Source organism: Lactimicrobium massiliense, assembly GCF_900343155.1.
GTDB lineage: Bacteria > Bacillota_I > Bacilli_A > Erysipelotrichales > Erysipelotrichaceae > Bulleidia > Bulleidia massiliensis.
Genome location: NZ_OUNG01000006.1, coordinates 20,588 through 36,729, shown reverse-complemented (window position 1 = coordinate 36,729; position 16,142 = coordinate 20,588). Strand labels below are relative to the sequence as shown.

The following is a 16,142-nucleotide window of genomic DNA, read 5'->3' as shown; positions in this document are numbered from 1 at the left end:
GGTAAAGATTATCATGCAAACTCTAGAATGTCATCCAACATTTACCACATTATACTGATCATTCGGATGCAATTTTAAGCCATGTTTCAGATACTTCTCAATATCAAACATCTGCTTCTTATCATAATCTCCAGTCAGCTTGTAATTGGGATGCTGTGTCAGGTCATATTTATCTGACAGGAACGGCCGCACACCACGCAGCTGCAGGATGCACTTGTTTCCTTCCAGTACTGCCAGCTCATCGACAGACAGAAGATCATGACCTAGCTTCTGGTAATTCAGGGAATGCGATTCTTCTCGTCCCCGGCTCTCTCCAGTGTTGTACATGTCGATCGTCTCCTTGCCGAGCGACTGATTCAGCTCCTTCAATGTCGTCGGTTCGGTACCGCCGAGGAAGATCCTACTGTCCATATTTCCTATGATCGTATCCGCATTGTCCTTGTAGATCGCTTTCAGCTGTGACTGCGCCTGCAGGAAGAGGCAGGCGGAGATCTCACGACTTCGGATCGTCGCAACCAACTTTTCCAGATTAGGGATCTGACCGATATTCGCTGCCTCATCAATCAGGCACCGGACATGGACCGGAAGCCTTCCGCCATAAACATCATCCGCCTTCTCACACAGAAGGTTGAACATCTGCGTATAGATCATTGCAATCAGGAAATTAAAGGTAGTATCCGTATCCGACATGATGAGAAACAGCGCTGTCTTCCGATCCCCCAACGTATCCAACTCCAGTTCATCGTACATTGTGATGTCCCGGACCTCCTGGATATCAAAGGGAGCCAGCCTGGCACCGCAACTTACAAGGATCGACTTCAGGGTCTTGCCGGCAGCGAGCTTAAACTTGCTGTACTGCCTCACCGCGAAATGATTCGGGTTCTTCTTTTTCAGATTGGCAAAGAGGATATCGACTGGATTCATGTAGTCCTCATCGTCCTCCCGAACTTCCATGGAATTCAGCATCTCCAGCAGTGTCGCAAAGTTCTGTTCTTCCTTTGGAGCCTCATAATGGATATATCCGATCAAGGCACAATAGAGAAGTGTTTCCGACTTGGTCCAGAATTCATCACCTTCCTTCCCGTCTCCCTTAGTATTTGCGATCAGAGCCGTAACCATCTTCAGAATATCTTTTTCCGAGTGAATATAAGCAAAGGGATTATATCGCATCGATTTCCTGAAATTGATGGTATTGAAGACCTTGATCCGGTATGGTTCGTAGACGATCTTCCCCTGCTTATCTCTAATCGGTTTCCCCTTGTCATCCAGCTTCGGAGCGCCTCTTTTCAGGGCATTGCCGCATTCTGTCAGAACAGATCCCTTCGGATCAGTGACGACATAGGAAGAATGCATCTGAAGAAGGTTAGGTTTCAGCCAGAATCTTGTCTTACCGGAACCGGATCCGCCGATGATCAGGCAGTTCTTATTCCTGGCGTTGCCGGGATTCTTCGGCCGGTTGGACATCATGAGGCGCTCTGTCTTTGTCAGAATAATGTTGTTCTGAAAAACCGGATCTTCAAACGGTTCAATATCCTTCTGAGTTCCCCACCTGGCAGATCCGTATTCCGTGTTATGCCTGTACTTCTTCGCATTCTTCCCTTTGAGATAGACCGCCAGCCGGAATGCTGCGGCACACAAAGCACCGATCAGAAGATCAAATAGGGCAAAGCTCGGAAGCGGATTCGAGAATGCCGTCTGCAGTGTTGTCATCAGGCTCAGGACTTTCTCTGATGCATTCGCCCCTTCCGCCAGTCTCCATGCTTCTCCAAAATTCGTTGCAAGCAAACCTGCAATCACATAGGGAAGATTCAGGATCAACGCCTTCTTTGTCTTATTGCTCATAGGCTGTGTTCCTGTTCGTGGTGATGGACCTTCGCCGGTATTGTCGCCGCCTTTTCAACAAGCTTATGCAGCTGCTGCAGAAGACTTGGCGTCTTCTCCTTATTTAGCTGTTTTGCTGTCAGATCCTTCATGATAGCCGTCAATGCATCAGTATCCCTTGCTTTGAAGAAGACCGTATATTTTGCCGGAATCTCAGATTTATCCTTAACGACTGCGAAGTCTACGCCGTACTTCTGTGCTGCCCGGCTGAAGTCTTTGATCCGGACATCGTCCAGAGGAATACTGGTAACGCCCTGGTTCTGTCCGATCAGTTCCTTTACAGTCTGCTTTCCCTGAATATGATCCGGCTTCGCTGTCTGTTTCATGCTCTTCACCCGATTATGATGAGCCAGATACATGCGCAGACCGCTCAGGATCGCCCTGGCGCCAAGCCGCGTAGTCGTAATGGCAAGATTCACAGTCCTGTTTTCTATTTCTTCCTGCAATCACCTCACCTCCCTCAGCGGTCATCGATCTCCGGTGCCGGCTTTGTTTTCGGCTTATAGGATTCTTCCCGTTCACGGACTGCATCTTCCGGTACCTGAACTGCCATAATGCTGTGGCCAAGTCGAATGAAGACTTCCGGCGAATAGAATTTATCCTCGAAGTCCGAGAGCTGCTGATCTGTGAGAGAACAGAAGTCATCTTCCGTGAGACCTGCGATCAGGAACGGTCCAGCAATCACATCCGAAATATTGCCATGGTCATCGTAGAGTGCGCGGTTCCATTCCAGCCCGTTTAGCTTTCCTTCTTCATTGCAGATCAGCCCGACGTTGCACTCAAACGGATAAGTCACTTCGATATCACCGCCGACAGCTTTCTGCAGATCTTCCAGTCCCGTTCCGATCTGGATATGCTGCGGATATTTTCCCGGTTCTACAAGAAGCACATCAATGGTTTCAGCAGCCTTCTGCGGTTCGGTGTGTTCCGCCGCAACACGTTCTTCATAACCGTGAGCTGTTTCAAAGACCCGTGCATTCGCATCGTAGTGATAGGCATTATCCGTAAGGCGATCCTCCGGTTCTACCTGTGTGGCATTGACTGTTTTGACCATATCTACCAGTCCATCAACATCCACGTCAGGAGTATCCTTCATGATCAGAACTTCGTGGATCGATGACGGCAGGAGATAGAAGCTTCCGCCCATCTTCTCTGCAGCCTGGTCCATGAAATCCGGATACGTGATGACGCCGGCACCATTTACTGCCTTCTCATTCGTCACAACATAGAGCTTCGGAGGTCCGTCCGGATCGATACTCTCTTCTTCCGGAATACCGAAGAGGACACTCTCCATGCTGCGGATCGATGCCGGATGCATCAGCGGGGCAAAGGTCATGGCATCATCATGGAGCTGTTCTGCTGTGATCCCGTAATTCTGCAGCATCTGGTTGGTTACCAGAATGGTTGCGTTGCCGTTGGATGTCTCCCCAAGATCAAAGCGATATACCATGGACATATCTGCCATTTCCTGATGCGGTACTCTGGAAAGCATTTCCTGATTCTGTTCTGTCGAAACGATCTGTATGGAAAGGCTGTGTTTCATCTCTTCGTAATTCGATAGCTTTTCGATATCCATCCCCATGGACAGTGAACGATCAAGAGCTTCGGATGCGGCATCTCTGACATCCAGCATCACATCATGGTAAGGAACTCCGTTTTCCATCTCGTCAAAGAAGTTATGCATATCCATATTGAAGCCGACATTGGTTCCGTCTCTTGTAAATTGCAGACCGTGATAGGATTCTCCCTGCATCTTCTGAACATCCGCAGTGTCAACTGTTATTCCTGCATCAGAGTAATAATTCTGCAAATCATCTTTCAGCCTCTTCAGAAATTCTTCGTACTCCATCTGTTGACCCCTCCTTATTTATTTGAGCCGATATACGTCTTTCTTCGCTGAGCCGCAGAGAATCGTCCTCTTAACACAATTCAGGTAACCGAGTAGTTTCTGGAAATCCTTCTCCTGAAAGGCGCGCAGCTCGGCATTCGGTTCCAGCAGGACCACCAGTCCCTGCCCGAACAGATATTGATGGCCGCCGATCTCTATCAGATCGCCGATGCTGCAGGAAACTGCCATATCGGTATCGGGAATTTCAAAAATGACTTCATCGCTCTCTGTGAATGTTTCGTATTCCTCAAGCCTGCTGATCGGAACTTTCTCCGGCTGCTTTGCCGGATCGATCGCAATTGCAAAGATTTCATCCGGCGATGGTCTTTTATGCGGCGAGGATAAAAGCCTGTCCAGGCACGCTTCCATATCGGAATCATCCCTGCAGTAGTCACAGATGCTCTGATCTTTCATCACATCCAAAAGCTCCTCTAATGTTTCGGCGATTCGGTAAAGCTGCACTGCAATATCAGCCTCTGTCGCCATGCCGGTTTTGGTATTCTGGTTCATCATTCTCTAGGTCTCCTTTCTGGATTTGGGTAAAAATAAGCAGCGTCCCTTTTGAGATAGCTGCGTGTTTCAAATCATATTCACTTGTCCTCTTTGTTTCAGCGTTCCATATCTCTTTGCTGCTTGCGCTGCCATTGCTCCAGCAGCTGGATGATCTTTTCCTGCATCTGCTTCGTCGTATAGGACTTAGGGAAATACTTCCGGATCTGGCTCTGATCAAATACCACCCGATCCAGCGGTGCTTTCTTGTCCTCCGACAGCATATCCTCCATCGATTCCTGGGTCAGCTGTCCCTGTTGGCTCATTTTCTTCATGCGCTGTGCCTGGGAAAGTGAAGGAGCGATCTGTGAAGCTTCCATAGCCTCCGCAAACATCTTCTGTTCCTCCGGTGTCAGGTAAGAAAGCTCAACGGCAGGATTGAAGGAAATCTTCTTCTCATCGACCATGTCCTGGAGTTCAGGGATAAGGTTTGTCAGACGGATAAAGCGCTGGACTTGCTTCACACTCTGACCAGCTTGATCCGCTACTATTTCGTTTGATCTCTTAGTATCTAACTTCGGGCCAAGTTGGCCCGAAGTTAAATCCCTACGTTCTCCCTGATGCTTCAAAGCTTCCAGCTTCATTTTATAGGCTTTGGCTCGTTCACTCGGCAGGATTTCCTCTCGCTGCAGGTTGGAATCGACCATGAGAATCGTTGCAGCATCGTCATCCATGTTCCTTACAATGACGGGCATTGTTTCTTTGCCGGCAAGTTCAGAAGCATGGTGCCTTCGGTGTCCGGAGATCAGCTCATAGCCTCCTTCCGGTCTTGGTCTTGCAATCGCTGGCGTAAGAACTCCGTACTCACGGATGCTTTCAACCGTTTTCTGCATCGCCTCATCATCCAGTACTTTGAAAGGATGATCTTTGAAGGGATGCAGCTCGGAAAGCGGAATCTCCTGCACATGCTCTGTCGTATCTCTTTCTTCCTGCGTGGAGAAAAGGTCATCGACACTCTTCAAGCTCACGTTTGCGCCTTTTCTCTGCATTCATCATCACCTCCTTCGTGAGTTTTCCATATGCATCGGCGACCTTGCCTTTCGGGTCATAAGCAAAGATGCTTTTCCCTTCTGCTGAAATTTCAGCAGCTCTGATCGATCTGGGAATTTCTGTCTGGAAGATCCTGATGTGTCCTCCGTAGGTATCCCGGATCAGTGCACTGATCTCCCTGTTGTAATTGGTCCGGTTATCCACCATCGTCAGCAGCACACCCTCAATCTTCAGCTTCGGATTGATCTGACGTTTGACCTTATTGATGGTTCCGAGAAGCTGCTCCAGACCTTTGGCCGACAGATAATTTGCCTGCACCGGTATCAGGGCACTGGTAGAAGATGCCAGGGCATTGACTGTCATCAAGCCCAAAGACGGCATGCAGTCCAGCAGGATATAGTCGTAATTGGACTTAATCTGATCCAGCAGCTGCTTCAGAATCCGCTCGCGGTTCATGGTATTGACCAGAGAAACTTCCAGTCCTGCCAAGGAAATATTCGCCGGAACCAGATCAACACCTTCTTCGTGGTGAAGAATACCGGCTCCCGGATCGATCAGCGTCTCATCCATTGTGTAATTCATAAGCTCCGTCAGAGTGACCGGCAGGTCATCCGGATTCGGGTGGCCTAGAGCAATGGTTAAAGACGCCTGAGGATCCGTATCAACAAGAAGGACTCGTTTGCCTTCCCTCGCAAGCCCTATTCCCAGATTCTCCGCCGTCGTAGTTTTGGCTGTTCCCCCTTTCTGATTGACGATTGATATGATTTCCGTACTGTTCTTCATCGATTCACCTCGCTTTCAAACAGCATCTGCTTTGCCAGATCGATCTTCGCATCCCCGACTTTCTGCCGGCGGTCCGATCCTCTGATCTGAACCGGAGCACACATCTCCAGAAGCCGGCTGTAGATTCTGGCATCGGGGACATCCTTCGGATTGCTTAGCTCATCGATCGTCAGGTTGGTCGTCACGATCAGCGGCAGGTTTGCTTTATACCGCTCATCGATGATGGCAAAGATCTGTTCCCGGACATATTCGGTGCTTCTCTCCACGCCGAGATCATCAATGATCAGCAATGGAAATTTTGAAAAGTCTGAGATGTACTTGTATCGTTCTCCCGAGTACAGCGCCCCCATCTGATTCAGTACCTTGGAGAAGTTTGTCATCAGCACCGGCACCTTCTTCTCAATCAGAGCATTGGCAATGCACGCTGCGATATAGGTCTTGCCGGTCCCGACGCCGCCCCATAGGATCAATCCTAGGTTTTTCTCTTTAACCTGTTCCCATTGATCCACGTACCGCCGTGCCATCCGGATATCGTTGTTCTGTTCAGCATTCTGGAATGTCCAGGAGTAGAAATACTGTTCCTGGATCCCGTTTGCCTTTAACGAGGCAATGTACATGCGCTCCTTCTGTCGGCGCTCTTCCTCCTCTTGCCGTTTCATCCGTTCCTCATCGCATTGGCACAGGCACCGGACAAGGTGGACCTTGCCGCAGATTTCAAGCCGGTGCTGCACCGGTTGCTTGCAGACCTTGCAGTGAAGCAGACCATCTTCAGCTTTGTATGTGCCCTCAGGAATTTTCTCCGGCTCCATCCTGTTCTGTTCAGCCATCGCTCCCAGAATTGCATTTACCTCTGTCATAAGCTTCTCCTTTTCGTCGTTTCGTATCGGTCAGGACTATAGGCAGGAGAAGATGGCTGTCGATAAACCGGCTTCCTGCCGGTATCCCTCCTGGACCATCTCCGGATCGTGACCAGGTGATTTTTGTAAGACCTGCCCGTCGATGCCATGTATTCCGACAGATTGTCGATCCTCTCTGTGTAATCGTTCGGGAATTCTGTTTTCAGCTTTTCCAGATCATCATCACTCAGAAGGACATTTTCATACTGCCCATATCTGTGACGGGCGCTTTCTCCTCTCTCTTTCTTTGATTGATCTGTATTTAATGGATTAGTATTTGATTTTTCTGTACTTACTTCGTCTTTCTTTATTCCTGTCGTGTCCTCCAATACAGGTTCCGCCTGCACTGGATTTTCCTGCACAGGTGATTCCTTCCCAGATGCAGCCTGAGCAGGAGAAGCTTCATTAGTATCGTCACCATCAGCATCATGCTGCGGTGTCTCATAGATCAGATACTCCGCATCGCCGAGCTGCCCGTTCTCCCTGCGGGTACGTCTGCGTCTCAGATACCCCGCCGCTTCCAGTTCCTTCAGGACGCTTCGGATGCAGTCAGGACCTTCCTGACAGATCTCGGCAAGACCCTTGACGGAGTAATGCCATTCATCCGGAAGGCTCAGGAAAATCGAGAGCATTCCTTTTGCCTTGAGGGACAGGTTCTTGTCACGGAGATGGATGTTGCACATTGTGGTAAAGTTTTTGTTTTTCTTCACCCGGAAGACTGCCATGAGTCATTCCTCCTTCCTTTGTCAGTATGTTTGGCAATAAAAAACGGCCCCGAACCTTTTGCAGCTCGAGACCGTCTATATCCAAAATATTCAATTGTCTGGTTACTTCAGCAGATTTTCGTAATAGTTCCTGTCCAGATCCTTCATGACTGTGAAAACCACTTTTTCAATGCGTGGATCTTCAGCCATACATTCCTTCACTGTCTTCACCGCTATTTCAGCAGCCGGTTTATTCGGGAACATGAACACACCGGTTGAAATGCAAAGGAAGGCAATAGACTTGCATCCGGAATCCGCAGCCAGTGTATAGCAGGAACGATAGCAGGAAGCCAGCTGTGCCTTCTCCCTTGTACCAGGTACGCCTGTATAGCAGATCGGACCGACCGTATGAAGGATATGCTTGGCCGGCAGATTGAAACCGGAAGTGATCTTAGCCTCGCCGGTCGGCTCATCATGTCCCTGAATCGTCATAATGCGATTCATCTCAAGCCTCAAGGCTATCCCGGCCTTGGTATTGATGATGTTATCCGCGCAATTATGTAAAGGTTGGAAGCAACCTAACATCTTGCTGTTTGCCGGATTCACGATGGCATCTACTTTAAGTCTTGTGATGTCACCCTGCCAGAGATAGATCTTCGGATCACTTCCGAAAGGCTTCAGGTCGTCCACGTCTATGATCCCTTCCGCTTCGATTTCTGCCTGCAGATACTCGTCCTGAACGTCAAGGAATTGTTTGCTGATCTTCTTCGGCATGCGGACGTTCATCAGCGCTCTCAGAAGATTTTTCTGTTCCTGGATATCATCTGGTATCTGAATGTTCTGATACTGCGGATCCTCCGCCAGCAGCTGTTGGATCAGCCACCGTCTCTGTTCTCCATGTGTCATAGATATCAATTCCTTTCATGACTGCTATTTCAACGATCTTGTCAAAGGACCGTCTTCCCGGTTTCCGGCATTTCTTATCTGTTTCCCACTGCCATACGGCAGTTGTACTCACGCCGATGTAACGAGCAAAGTCTTCAATCGTAAGACCGCTCTCTTTTCTGATTCTTCTCACCCATGCGGAGGAATCCTGCTTCTGGATCAGTTCTGTATATGGATCCTTATAGATTTCCGGATGTCCGTTAAGACTGTCCAGATCGATTCCAACCTTTTCGGCAGCTTTCTTTATCTCCGGAAACCAAACCTTTGTCGGGATACTGTTTCCGGACTCCCATTGGCCGACAGTGCTTCCGGCGACGCCAAGCATTTCACCGAACTGTTCCATATATAAGTCATGCTTCAGCCGGATGTACCTGATCTTATCACCGCAGTCTGTTTCGATAAACTCAGCATATTCATCTCTGTAAAAATCAGGATCTTCATTGAGCTTGTCCATATCAATTCCGATGGCAACTGCCGCATCGCGGAGTTTGTAGAAAGTCTTTCGCAATGGTTTGCCTTTTCCGGACTCCCATTGACTGACTGCGCTTCCGGAATCAATGCATCCGAGCATCTTTGCGAAGTCATGCTGGAACATGCCATAAGCAGAACGGATATTCCGGACTTTCTTCGGAATGTCCGCCTTTATGAACCGCTCATAATCATCGATGCAGTATTCCTCATCATCGATCAGCTTCTGAAAGTCAATTGACTTATCTTCCGCCAGTTTTTTGAGTTTCAGGAAGCTGCTGTACTCCGGATGAATGTTGTGATACTCACATTCCCATACTGCAATATGGGCACGCTCCGTATCTGCCATTTCAGAGAATTCCGCCTGCGTGGCCTGATATTCATGCCGGATCCGCTTGATCCTTGCTCCGTAGCCGGGCTTGCAGAATCTTGTGTATTCGGTAAGCAGGTCTTCCGGATCAATGTTCAGAACTTCGGCCAATCTCACGGCATCCTCATAGAAAATCGGATTGAATCCCTTTTCCAGATTGACAATATACCAGAGATTGTCATGTCCGAGCTTTCGGCTCAGTTCCTCCTGGCTCATCTGCTTCAACTCGCGATAGTACCGCAGCTTTTCGCCGGGGCTTGCATGAACGGATGGTCCTGGCATTGAAATCACTAACTCCACCAAGGTCCGTATGTCTCTCTTTATAATATTTATACAAAGTGTGTGATTCAGTTCAGTATCGGGTTGTCAATGCAGGTGTGCATAGGGATAAAGCAGCCCAGCATCTGAGAATTTGCAGCATTGACGATAACATCCACAGCAAGCCTTGTAATATCACCCTGCCAAACAGACAGACCATCACGGATTACCGGGATGTCTGCAAGACGCACGATACCTTTTTCTTCGGCTCTGCCTGTCAGATATTGATCCTGAACAGCGAGTACATCATCTGGAAGAGCCTTCGGCATACGGATGTTCATAAGCGACCGGAGAATGCGCCGCTTCCCTTCGGTGTCATTCGGCGTTTGAAAATCCTTGTATTGGACGGAGTCTTTCTTGAATTCCTCCACGAGATAATCCAGCCGCTGTTCCTGTGTCATTTTCTCATTCATGCTATTGCCTTCTTTCCACCGCATTTACAGGACAAGCCGTCATACAGTTGCCACAATGCAGACAGTGTTCCTGTTCAATTACAAACGGTATTTTGTCATGAATGATACAATTCTGCGGACAAACCGCTGAACAGCTTCCACAGCCAATACATGTGTCAGTAATGAAATATCCTTCTGCCTTTTTCTTTACTCCTCCAAATGTAAAAGAAGCACGCTCTATCGGTCTCTTTGAAAGATCGAACCACTCACCGCTGCCCTCATAAATCTGGAACACCGTCAGAGCCTGCATAGACTCCTGGGTGGGATAGATCTTGCGCATATATGGATTTTTCTCAAACAGTTCCGGGATCTTATCATATCCAAGCTCCCGAACTTTCCCGCGGATAGACACAGCCACGCTGCTCATTGTATCCTCACCCTTCATTGCAGTCAGAGCAAGAAACTCTCGTTTCTTCAGCCTGTCATAAAAGCCTTTGCCCTTTGCTGTAAGGAAATACAAACTCTTTTCATCACTGTCCATCATATCGATTGCGGCCGTAACAGGAAGACCTTCGTCATCAACGGTTGCCACAATCGTTCGATGTATTTCATTTACTATATAGTCAAGATAGTCTTTTGCTGTCATTTTAACGCCTCCTTAGAAAAGGACTCCGAAGCTGTCTGCCCCGGAGTCCCGTTTTGTCAGGCTTCTTTTGCGAGAATATCCTGCAGTCCCGTCCTTAAATCCGCTATGGTGTACTTTTTCATCTCATTTTCCATAGCGTTTTGAATGTCTTTCAGCTTGTCATCCAAAAGAGCATGGATGTTTCGTCCTACCGGACACTGCGGACTCGGATTCTCATGGAACCGGAACAAGTTTCCGCCCTCTACAGGCTCTATGGCCTGATATACATCATAGAAGGATATCTCCGACAGTTCTCTTGTTGGCGAGATTCCGCCGGTTCCTCTTGCTACTGTGATAAGCCCTGCACTTTGCAGCTGCGTGAGTATTTTTCGAATGATCACCGGATTCGTTCCTATGCTTCTTGCGAGAAAATCACTCGTAACCTTATATTCATCCTTAAACGTATCCACACAGGTGAAGATATGCAAAGCCACGGTAAATCTGCTCGATATCTGCATATAAACCACCTCCGGCCACCATACTACATCATGCATACTGTAATTTCAAAGGTTACATTAGAATTTGCCGTTCTGGTTCTGCCAGGTCTCTTTGTCAGCAATGGTTTCCATGACATCCCAATGCTCTGCCACCTTGCCGTTCTCAATCCTCCACAGATCGTAGTACGAGGTAGGAGCTCCGCCAAAGGTACCTTCGGAAACAGCCAGCACATAATTGCCCTGTGCAAGGACCTGATGAACCTTGTCATAGATCATCTGAATGCCCTGCTTTCCAAGTGCCTCCAGAGCAGCGCCGAGACCGGATAGACCGTCAGCAATTCCTGTGTTGTGCTGAATATAGGTATCACCGTCAAAGTAGGAAGGTGTCTTTTCGGGTGCCTTGCCCTGCATGACATCATGAAGGAAGTTCTTGATGAGCTCACGGTTCTCTTCCGTCTTATCTAGGTCTTCCAATGAGTCGTAACCGTCAACCTGTGTATGACCGGACGGATTAGGATCTGCCTTGGCTGCGAGATTGTCCCAATGCTCAGCGATCTTGCCATCAGCATCAAAACGGAAGATGTCAAAAGCAACCTGCTCACCGGCTCCTGCAAAGTTGTAGATCGTCTGCAGGAACACCTTGTCTCCGTCCTCGAAAGCGCGGATGTTATTGACTGTAGTCTTTACAGGAGCAGATGCAAGATAGGCAACGCTGCCTGCGAAAGCGTCAGCGCCTGTGCCATAAGCGAGGTTGTGCTGAATGTAGCCAGGAGCAAGGAGCTCCTTTGCTTTTGTGGTATCCCCGCTTGCGAATGTGCCGATGAGAGCCAGTGCCTTTTCTTTGTTTGTCATGATGGTATCCTCCTCAGATTTTCACTAATGTTTTATCGGCTGTAACCACTGTGGTTTCATCTGATGAGCAGAATATAACATTCCAATGTTGTAATGTCAATGGTTACATCATCGTTTTTTCAAATAAAAATTCCGGACGCCTTTTGTGCATCCGGAATTTATTGCAAACTTCCCCGCCGATGATAGCAGTGTGTGGGAGCCTTGTGGTGTCATATTTATTGCCCCTGCAGCCCGAGTTTTTTAGTCTTTCGGTATCGAATATAAAATATCCCCATTAAGATCACATTCAAAACAGTTACGACAATACTTGCTTCTATTTTGTACTCTCCTCCTGACAGGAGCTTATTTGCAGAAGCTGTCATAGTTAAAACACTCGGATAATCATCTGCCAGACCAACCCCTCCGAGAATGAGTGCCCCAACGATATTCCATATGGAATGCGCCATTATGGGTGCAAGAATTGTCTTCTCTGACTCATATAGTGCCATCGTAAAAAGACACATCGTAACAACATTTATGACAGGAATGACGCCCGCTTCGAATGCTCCACCATGCATAAGCGTAAATATCGCGGTTGCAACAATAACGGCAGCGGGAAGATTGTATCTTTCCTTCAAAAGCTGATATATGTATCCTCTTACAAGGAGTTCCTGCATGATGACATTAAGAAATGCCGAAAGAATCCAAAGCCATAAGAACGAGACTTCATTTTTACCGGTAATTTCCAACTGCTTAGAAAAAATAAGAATTGATGAAGCTGCTCCAATCCAAATGATACCTATCGCAATTCCCACCAGTGTCCCTTTGCCTGAATTTTCTTTTATTGGTATGTTTACGGTTTTCTTCTCGATCAGCCAAAAGACCACAGTGAACAGTATCATGACAGTAAGTGGGATTAGCTCCGCGAAAAATCTCCATATTGCGGGATTGTCGCTCGGAACATCAATGATACCGGATAACACAGCCCATCCTATAAAGAAAACCACTATCTTCAAAATTGTATTCAATAACTTCTTCAAAAAGACTGCTCCTCCTGTTATTACGTGAAATTATTGTATCGCTTCGTTCGCCCGCATGGGTATGAGTGCTTTCATAGCACGCATTGATTCTGAATAAATACTTCTCCTTTAAAGATTCCCTGATGATATGGCAGTGAAACCACTTGATTGTTCCTGCCATCAGTTCCTTTTCATTCCCGACAATCTTTTCCAGAAGGCTGAGAAAATGATGACGATTGTTGAAGGTACACCGAACAGAGACATCAGAACGTTCTGCAGTCTTCCTGATGGGAACCAGATTACGTGTATCCATGCAGATCTGTGCTTCCTGCCATGAATGTCGCGGCGATAAAATCTGACGTGTTCTGCACCGCACACAGGGCACACCTCAGGCACACATGAGTCCAGATTGTCATGAATCCGGATCATATCCATGACTGTTTTACGGATTGTCTCTTTCTGGCTGTCAGTTCATTTGGCAAATTCTTTTATCACTTCACTCTGTCTCATTTTGATAAATACGATCACTGAAGTTGTTGTACCTGTTCTGGAACAGGTACCCAATTGGGTGAATTAAGCCTTTGTTTATGATAGCAGAGGAGTCCTATTTTGTAATCATTTGTATTCATATGATTACATTTATACTATAATTAATTCAGAAAAGGAGGTGCCTATTATGGCTAATACACTCATTCAGTTTCGTGCAGATGAAACAGAAAGAGCCGAGGCCGCCAGTATTCTTCAGCAGCTTGGGTTGGATATGCCTTCCTATCTCAGGATGTGTCTGTCCCGGCTGGTCAGCGAAAAGGGAATCCCATTCAGCATGACCCTCAAACAGGCACCGGTGAATAAAGGAATTGAGGCAATGAAGCGAGCCAGCCGGATTGCGGAAGAAAACGGCATTTCAGACATGACGCTTGAAGAAATTGATGCGGAAATAGCGGAAGCCAGAAAGTGAGATGTCTGTGAAATATTACGCTGTCATTGACACGAACGTGCTGGTTTCCGCTGCCCTTAAGTGGAAATCCGTACCAGGAAGCATCATCGATCTTGCCTTCAATGACATCATCGTACTACTGGTAAACGAGGAAATCCTGAAGGAATATCAAGCCGTTCTGCTTCGCCCAAAATTCCACCTGACAGAGGAAATTGTCCAGGACATTCTGGACGAAATAAGTGCACATGCTGTAAGTATTTCAGAAAAGCCTGTTGACATTGATCTTCCAGATCCAAAGGACCGTGTTTTCTACGAAGTCCCATGGAGGCAAGAAAAGACGAAGACAGCTATCTTGTAACCGGAAATATCAAACATTTCCTATCAAAGCCATTCGTCGTAACACCAAGACAAATGCTGGACTTGATTCTTGAAGGCACAAACGAAATCAACTGATTACCCTATTGGAAAGCATCTGTCCCTACTCAGATAGGTGCTTTTCTTATGTCCGTTTTTCAAGGAGACAACGATATGAACCACTTTTCAGGATTCTTCCGTTCAAGAGACAAGCCCAAAAACAGCACGACCGGAAGCAGCATCGCTTCTTCTTTGGCGGCCCAACTGCGGGAAAATCTGACTGTGAAGGCTCTGTCTGGTTCCCCAATCTTATGCTGTAGAATGGCAACGATTCATCGCCATGTTCGTAAGAATAATATACATGTCTGTTTTTCGCTTCAAAAGCTGTTACCAATCTACAAATAATTCTTTCAGCAGCATGTATCCTTCTGGTCGTTGATCTGAAACACCGATAATATCTCCAAGCCATTCTCCCGGCTCCGTAACCCTCCCATATCCCATTAGGATTGGAAGAGGATCTGAGTAATCGTTTCTTGTATGATCTTGATTCAGCACAACAGTCTCATCAAGAGAATAATACACTTTTTTTGTGCAGTTAACGGTATACTTGTATCTTTTCGTCTGCTTAATAAAGAGTCCTTGAAAAGGATTCTCAATATCTATTCCGTATTCGTTAACACTATCCAGTTCACCGTAGTCTCTCAAATTCTCTATGTAATAGCCTATCTCCTTACGGACATCCTTTTCCGCTTCCTTGAAAAGACACGATACGTTTCTGTATGACTCACATATCATGTCAAAAGCGTAACCCGGATATCCGAATGCTGCAGACTGATCATAAAGAGTCTGAATTATCTTATTGGGAAATTTATTTGAAACCGTGCATTCATCCCCGAGCCAAATAACATGGTCTCCTTTCCACTCATCGTTTAACAAGGTATACAGCGCATGAAGCGGAATACTCTCCTTATGCATGGATTCATGAAACTTGTTCCCATAGTCAAAATTTCCAGGACAAATATATTCTCTTTTATCAACATTAACCCAGTTATAATATTCGCCCATAAATGATCACTCGCTTTTTTCCGGAGATGGGACTCCAAATTCAATCTGCTCAGCAGCTATGCCAAGAAAAACTGAATCAAGATTAAAAACTATCTCGTTAGGCTTTTCTCCTCGTCCTACTTCATAAATCCAAAATCCCATAACAACATCGACCGACATCTCAAAAGAAGTAACACTCTTGAAATGAAAATTCCACACAAGACCGGTACTATTCTGGATTTTGCACTGGGAATAATTTCTTCAATCGTCACATCCGCATTGATACTATCGTAAAAGACATTACCAACTCTGTAGTCATGAAAGCAATCTTTTTTCTCGAGATATTTTACGATTTCCTCGTAGGAAGTAAGTATCTTTTCACGTTCTGTCCAGCCCATTGCTAATATCCTCCAGTTAATCGTAAAACCCAAGGTATCCGGATTTCATATGATCCGTTCTGCACGTTGAATTCCAGGTTTTTTGATTCACAGTCAAGCAGCAGCTCTTTGTTCTTCATGATCAGGTCGTATGCGTCAATATCGTCGGAGGTCGTTTCCTTCCTGCCGACCTTGCTGTTGATCATGGGGTCTATCTTCCTACCGACTTTGATACAATCGTCGTCTGTAGATCCCTGTACAGGAATGGGCGAAA

20 protein-coding genes are annotated in these 16,142 nt (G+C 46.9%); 2 read left to right on the top strand and 18 right to left on the bottom strand.

From position 1 onward, the window contains the following. Positions 1-30: 30 nt before the first annotated feature. The 15 genes from DHU66_RS10760 to DHU66_RS10690 all read right to left on the bottom strand — a co-directional run bounded on the left by DHU66_RS10760 (position 31) and on the right by DHU66_RS10690 (position 13,177). The gene (locus DHU66_RS10760; protein WP_108775960.1) at positions 31-1,842 is read right to left on the bottom strand and encodes a VirD4-like conjugal transfer protein, CD1115 family; all 1,812 of its coding nucleotides are present in this window, start codon (positions 1,840-1,842) and stop codon (positions 31-33) included. After that, entirely contained in the window at positions 1,839-2,327 is a 489-nt protein-coding gene (locus DHU66_RS10755; protein ID WP_108775959.1) for a PcfB family protein, read from the bottom strand. Before DHU66_RS10755 ends, DHU66_RS10760 begins: the two co-directional genes overlap by 4 nt. A gap of 14 nt (positions 2,328-2,341) precedes the next feature. Then, a complete protein-coding gene (locus tag DHU66_RS12490) occupies positions 2,342-3,730 on the bottom strand; it encodes a DUF5688 family protein (RefSeq protein WP_245309529.1) in 1,389 nt (462 codons plus the stop codon). 18 nt (positions 3,731-3,748) lie between these two features. Next, positions 3,749-4,282 (bottom strand): hypothetical protein, encoded by a 534-nt coding sequence (locus DHU66_RS10745; protein WP_108775958.1) that lies wholly within the window; start codon positions 4,280-4,282, stop codon positions 3,749-3,751. 95 nt (positions 4,283-4,377) lie between these two features. Further along, positions 4,378-5,307, bottom strand: a complete 930-nt coding sequence (locus DHU66_RS10740; protein WP_108775957.1) for a ParB/RepB/Spo0J family partition protein — start codon at positions 5,305-5,307, stop codon at positions 4,378-4,380. Then, the gene (locus tag DHU66_RS10735) at positions 5,264-6,091 is read right to left on the bottom strand and encodes a ParA family protein (RefSeq protein ID WP_108775956.1); all 828 of its coding nucleotides are present in this window, start codon (positions 6,089-6,091) and stop codon (positions 5,264-5,266) included. The genes DHU66_RS10740 and DHU66_RS10735 overlap by 44 nt, the downstream gene beginning before the upstream one ends. Beyond that, positions 6,088-6,948 carry an ATP-binding protein gene (locus DHU66_RS10730; protein ID WP_108775955.1) on the bottom strand — a complete coding sequence of 287 codons (861 nt, stop codon included), beginning with the start codon at positions 6,946-6,948 and terminating at the stop codon, positions 6,088-6,090. The genes DHU66_RS10735 and DHU66_RS10730 overlap by 4 nt, the downstream gene beginning before the upstream one ends. Further along, positions 6,945-7,712: a helix-turn-helix domain-containing protein gene (locus tag DHU66_RS10725; protein ID WP_209451815.1), complete on the bottom strand. Its 768-nt coding sequence runs from the start codon at positions 7,710-7,712 to the stop codon at positions 6,945-6,947. The genes DHU66_RS10730 and DHU66_RS10725 overlap by 4 nt, the downstream gene beginning before the upstream one ends. Positions 7,713-7,814: 102 nt before the next feature. Continuing rightward, positions 7,815-8,597, bottom strand: a complete 783-nt coding sequence (locus DHU66_RS10720) for a protein-ADP-ribose hydrolase (protein WP_108775954.1) — start codon at positions 8,595-8,597, stop codon at positions 7,815-7,817. Beyond that, a complete protein-coding gene (locus tag DHU66_RS10715; protein WP_108775953.1) occupies positions 8,512-9,756 on the bottom strand; it encodes a helix-turn-helix domain-containing protein in 1,245 nt (414 codons plus the stop codon). Before DHU66_RS10715 ends, DHU66_RS10720 begins: the two co-directional genes overlap by 86 nt. A 65-nt stretch (positions 9,757-9,821) precedes the next feature. Beyond that, positions 9,822-10,193, bottom strand: a complete 372-nt coding sequence (locus DHU66_RS10710; RefSeq protein ID WP_209451814.1) for a macro domain-containing protein — start codon at positions 10,191-10,193, stop codon at positions 9,822-9,824. 13 nt (positions 10,194-10,206) lie between these two features. Beyond that, positions 10,207-10,830 (bottom strand): 4Fe-4S binding protein, encoded by a 624-nt coding sequence (locus DHU66_RS10705; RefSeq protein ID WP_108775952.1) that lies wholly within the window; start codon positions 10,828-10,830, stop codon positions 10,207-10,209. A 56-nt stretch (positions 10,831-10,886) separates the two neighbouring features. After that, complete coding sequence (locus DHU66_RS10700) at positions 10,887-11,327, bottom strand: Rrf2 family transcriptional regulator (RefSeq protein ID WP_108775951.1); 441 nt, start codon at positions 11,325-11,327, stop codon at positions 10,887-10,889. Positions 11,328-11,384: 57 nt separating this feature from the next. Next, the gene (locus DHU66_RS10695; protein WP_108775950.1) at positions 11,385-12,158 is read right to left on the bottom strand and encodes a nuclear transport factor 2 family protein; all 774 of its coding nucleotides are present in this window, start codon (positions 12,156-12,158) and stop codon (positions 11,385-11,387) included. 215 nt (positions 12,159-12,373) lie between these two features. After that, the gene (locus DHU66_RS10690) at positions 12,374-13,177 is read right to left on the bottom strand and encodes a CPBP family intramembrane glutamic endopeptidase (protein WP_108775949.1); all 804 of its coding nucleotides are present in this window, start codon (positions 13,175-13,177) and stop codon (positions 12,374-12,376) included. A gap of 655 nt (positions 13,178-13,832) precedes the next feature. Here DHU66_RS10690 and DHU66_RS10680 point away from each other — a divergent pair. Both DHU66_RS10680 and DHU66_RS10675 read left to right on the top strand, forming a co-directional pair. Next, positions 13,833-14,114: a type II toxin-antitoxin system RelB/DinJ family antitoxin gene (locus DHU66_RS10680; RefSeq protein WP_108775947.1), complete on the top strand. Its 282-nt coding sequence runs from the start codon at positions 13,833-13,835 to the stop codon at positions 14,112-14,114. 7 nt (positions 14,115-14,121) lie between these two features. Continuing rightward, positions 14,122-14,451, top strand: coding sequence for a putative toxin-antitoxin system toxin component, PIN family (locus DHU66_RS10675; RefSeq protein WP_209451813.1), 330 nt, complete (start codon positions 14,122-14,124; stop codon positions 14,449-14,451). A gap of 383 nt (positions 14,452-14,834) precedes the next feature. Here the strand turns inward: DHU66_RS10675 and DHU66_RS10670 are convergent, their stop codons facing one another. The 3 genes from DHU66_RS10670 to DHU66_RS10660 form a co-directional block, all read right to left on the bottom strand. Beyond that, positions 14,835-15,512 carry a hypothetical protein gene (locus tag DHU66_RS10670; RefSeq protein ID WP_108775946.1) on the bottom strand — a complete coding sequence of 226 codons (678 nt, stop codon included), beginning with the start codon at positions 15,510-15,512 and terminating at the stop codon, positions 14,835-14,837. Between the two features lie 6 nt (positions 15,513-15,518). Next, positions 15,519-15,671, bottom strand: a complete 153-nt coding sequence (locus DHU66_RS12270; protein ID WP_167836368.1) for a hypothetical protein — start codon at positions 15,669-15,671, stop codon at positions 15,519-15,521. A 220-nt stretch (positions 15,672-15,891) separates the two neighbouring features. Then, positions 15,892-16,074 carry a hypothetical protein gene (locus DHU66_RS10660; RefSeq protein ID WP_108775944.1) on the bottom strand — a complete coding sequence of 61 codons (183 nt, stop codon included), beginning with the start codon at positions 16,072-16,074 and terminating at the stop codon, positions 15,892-15,894. Positions 16,075-16,142 lie beyond the last annotated feature (68 nt).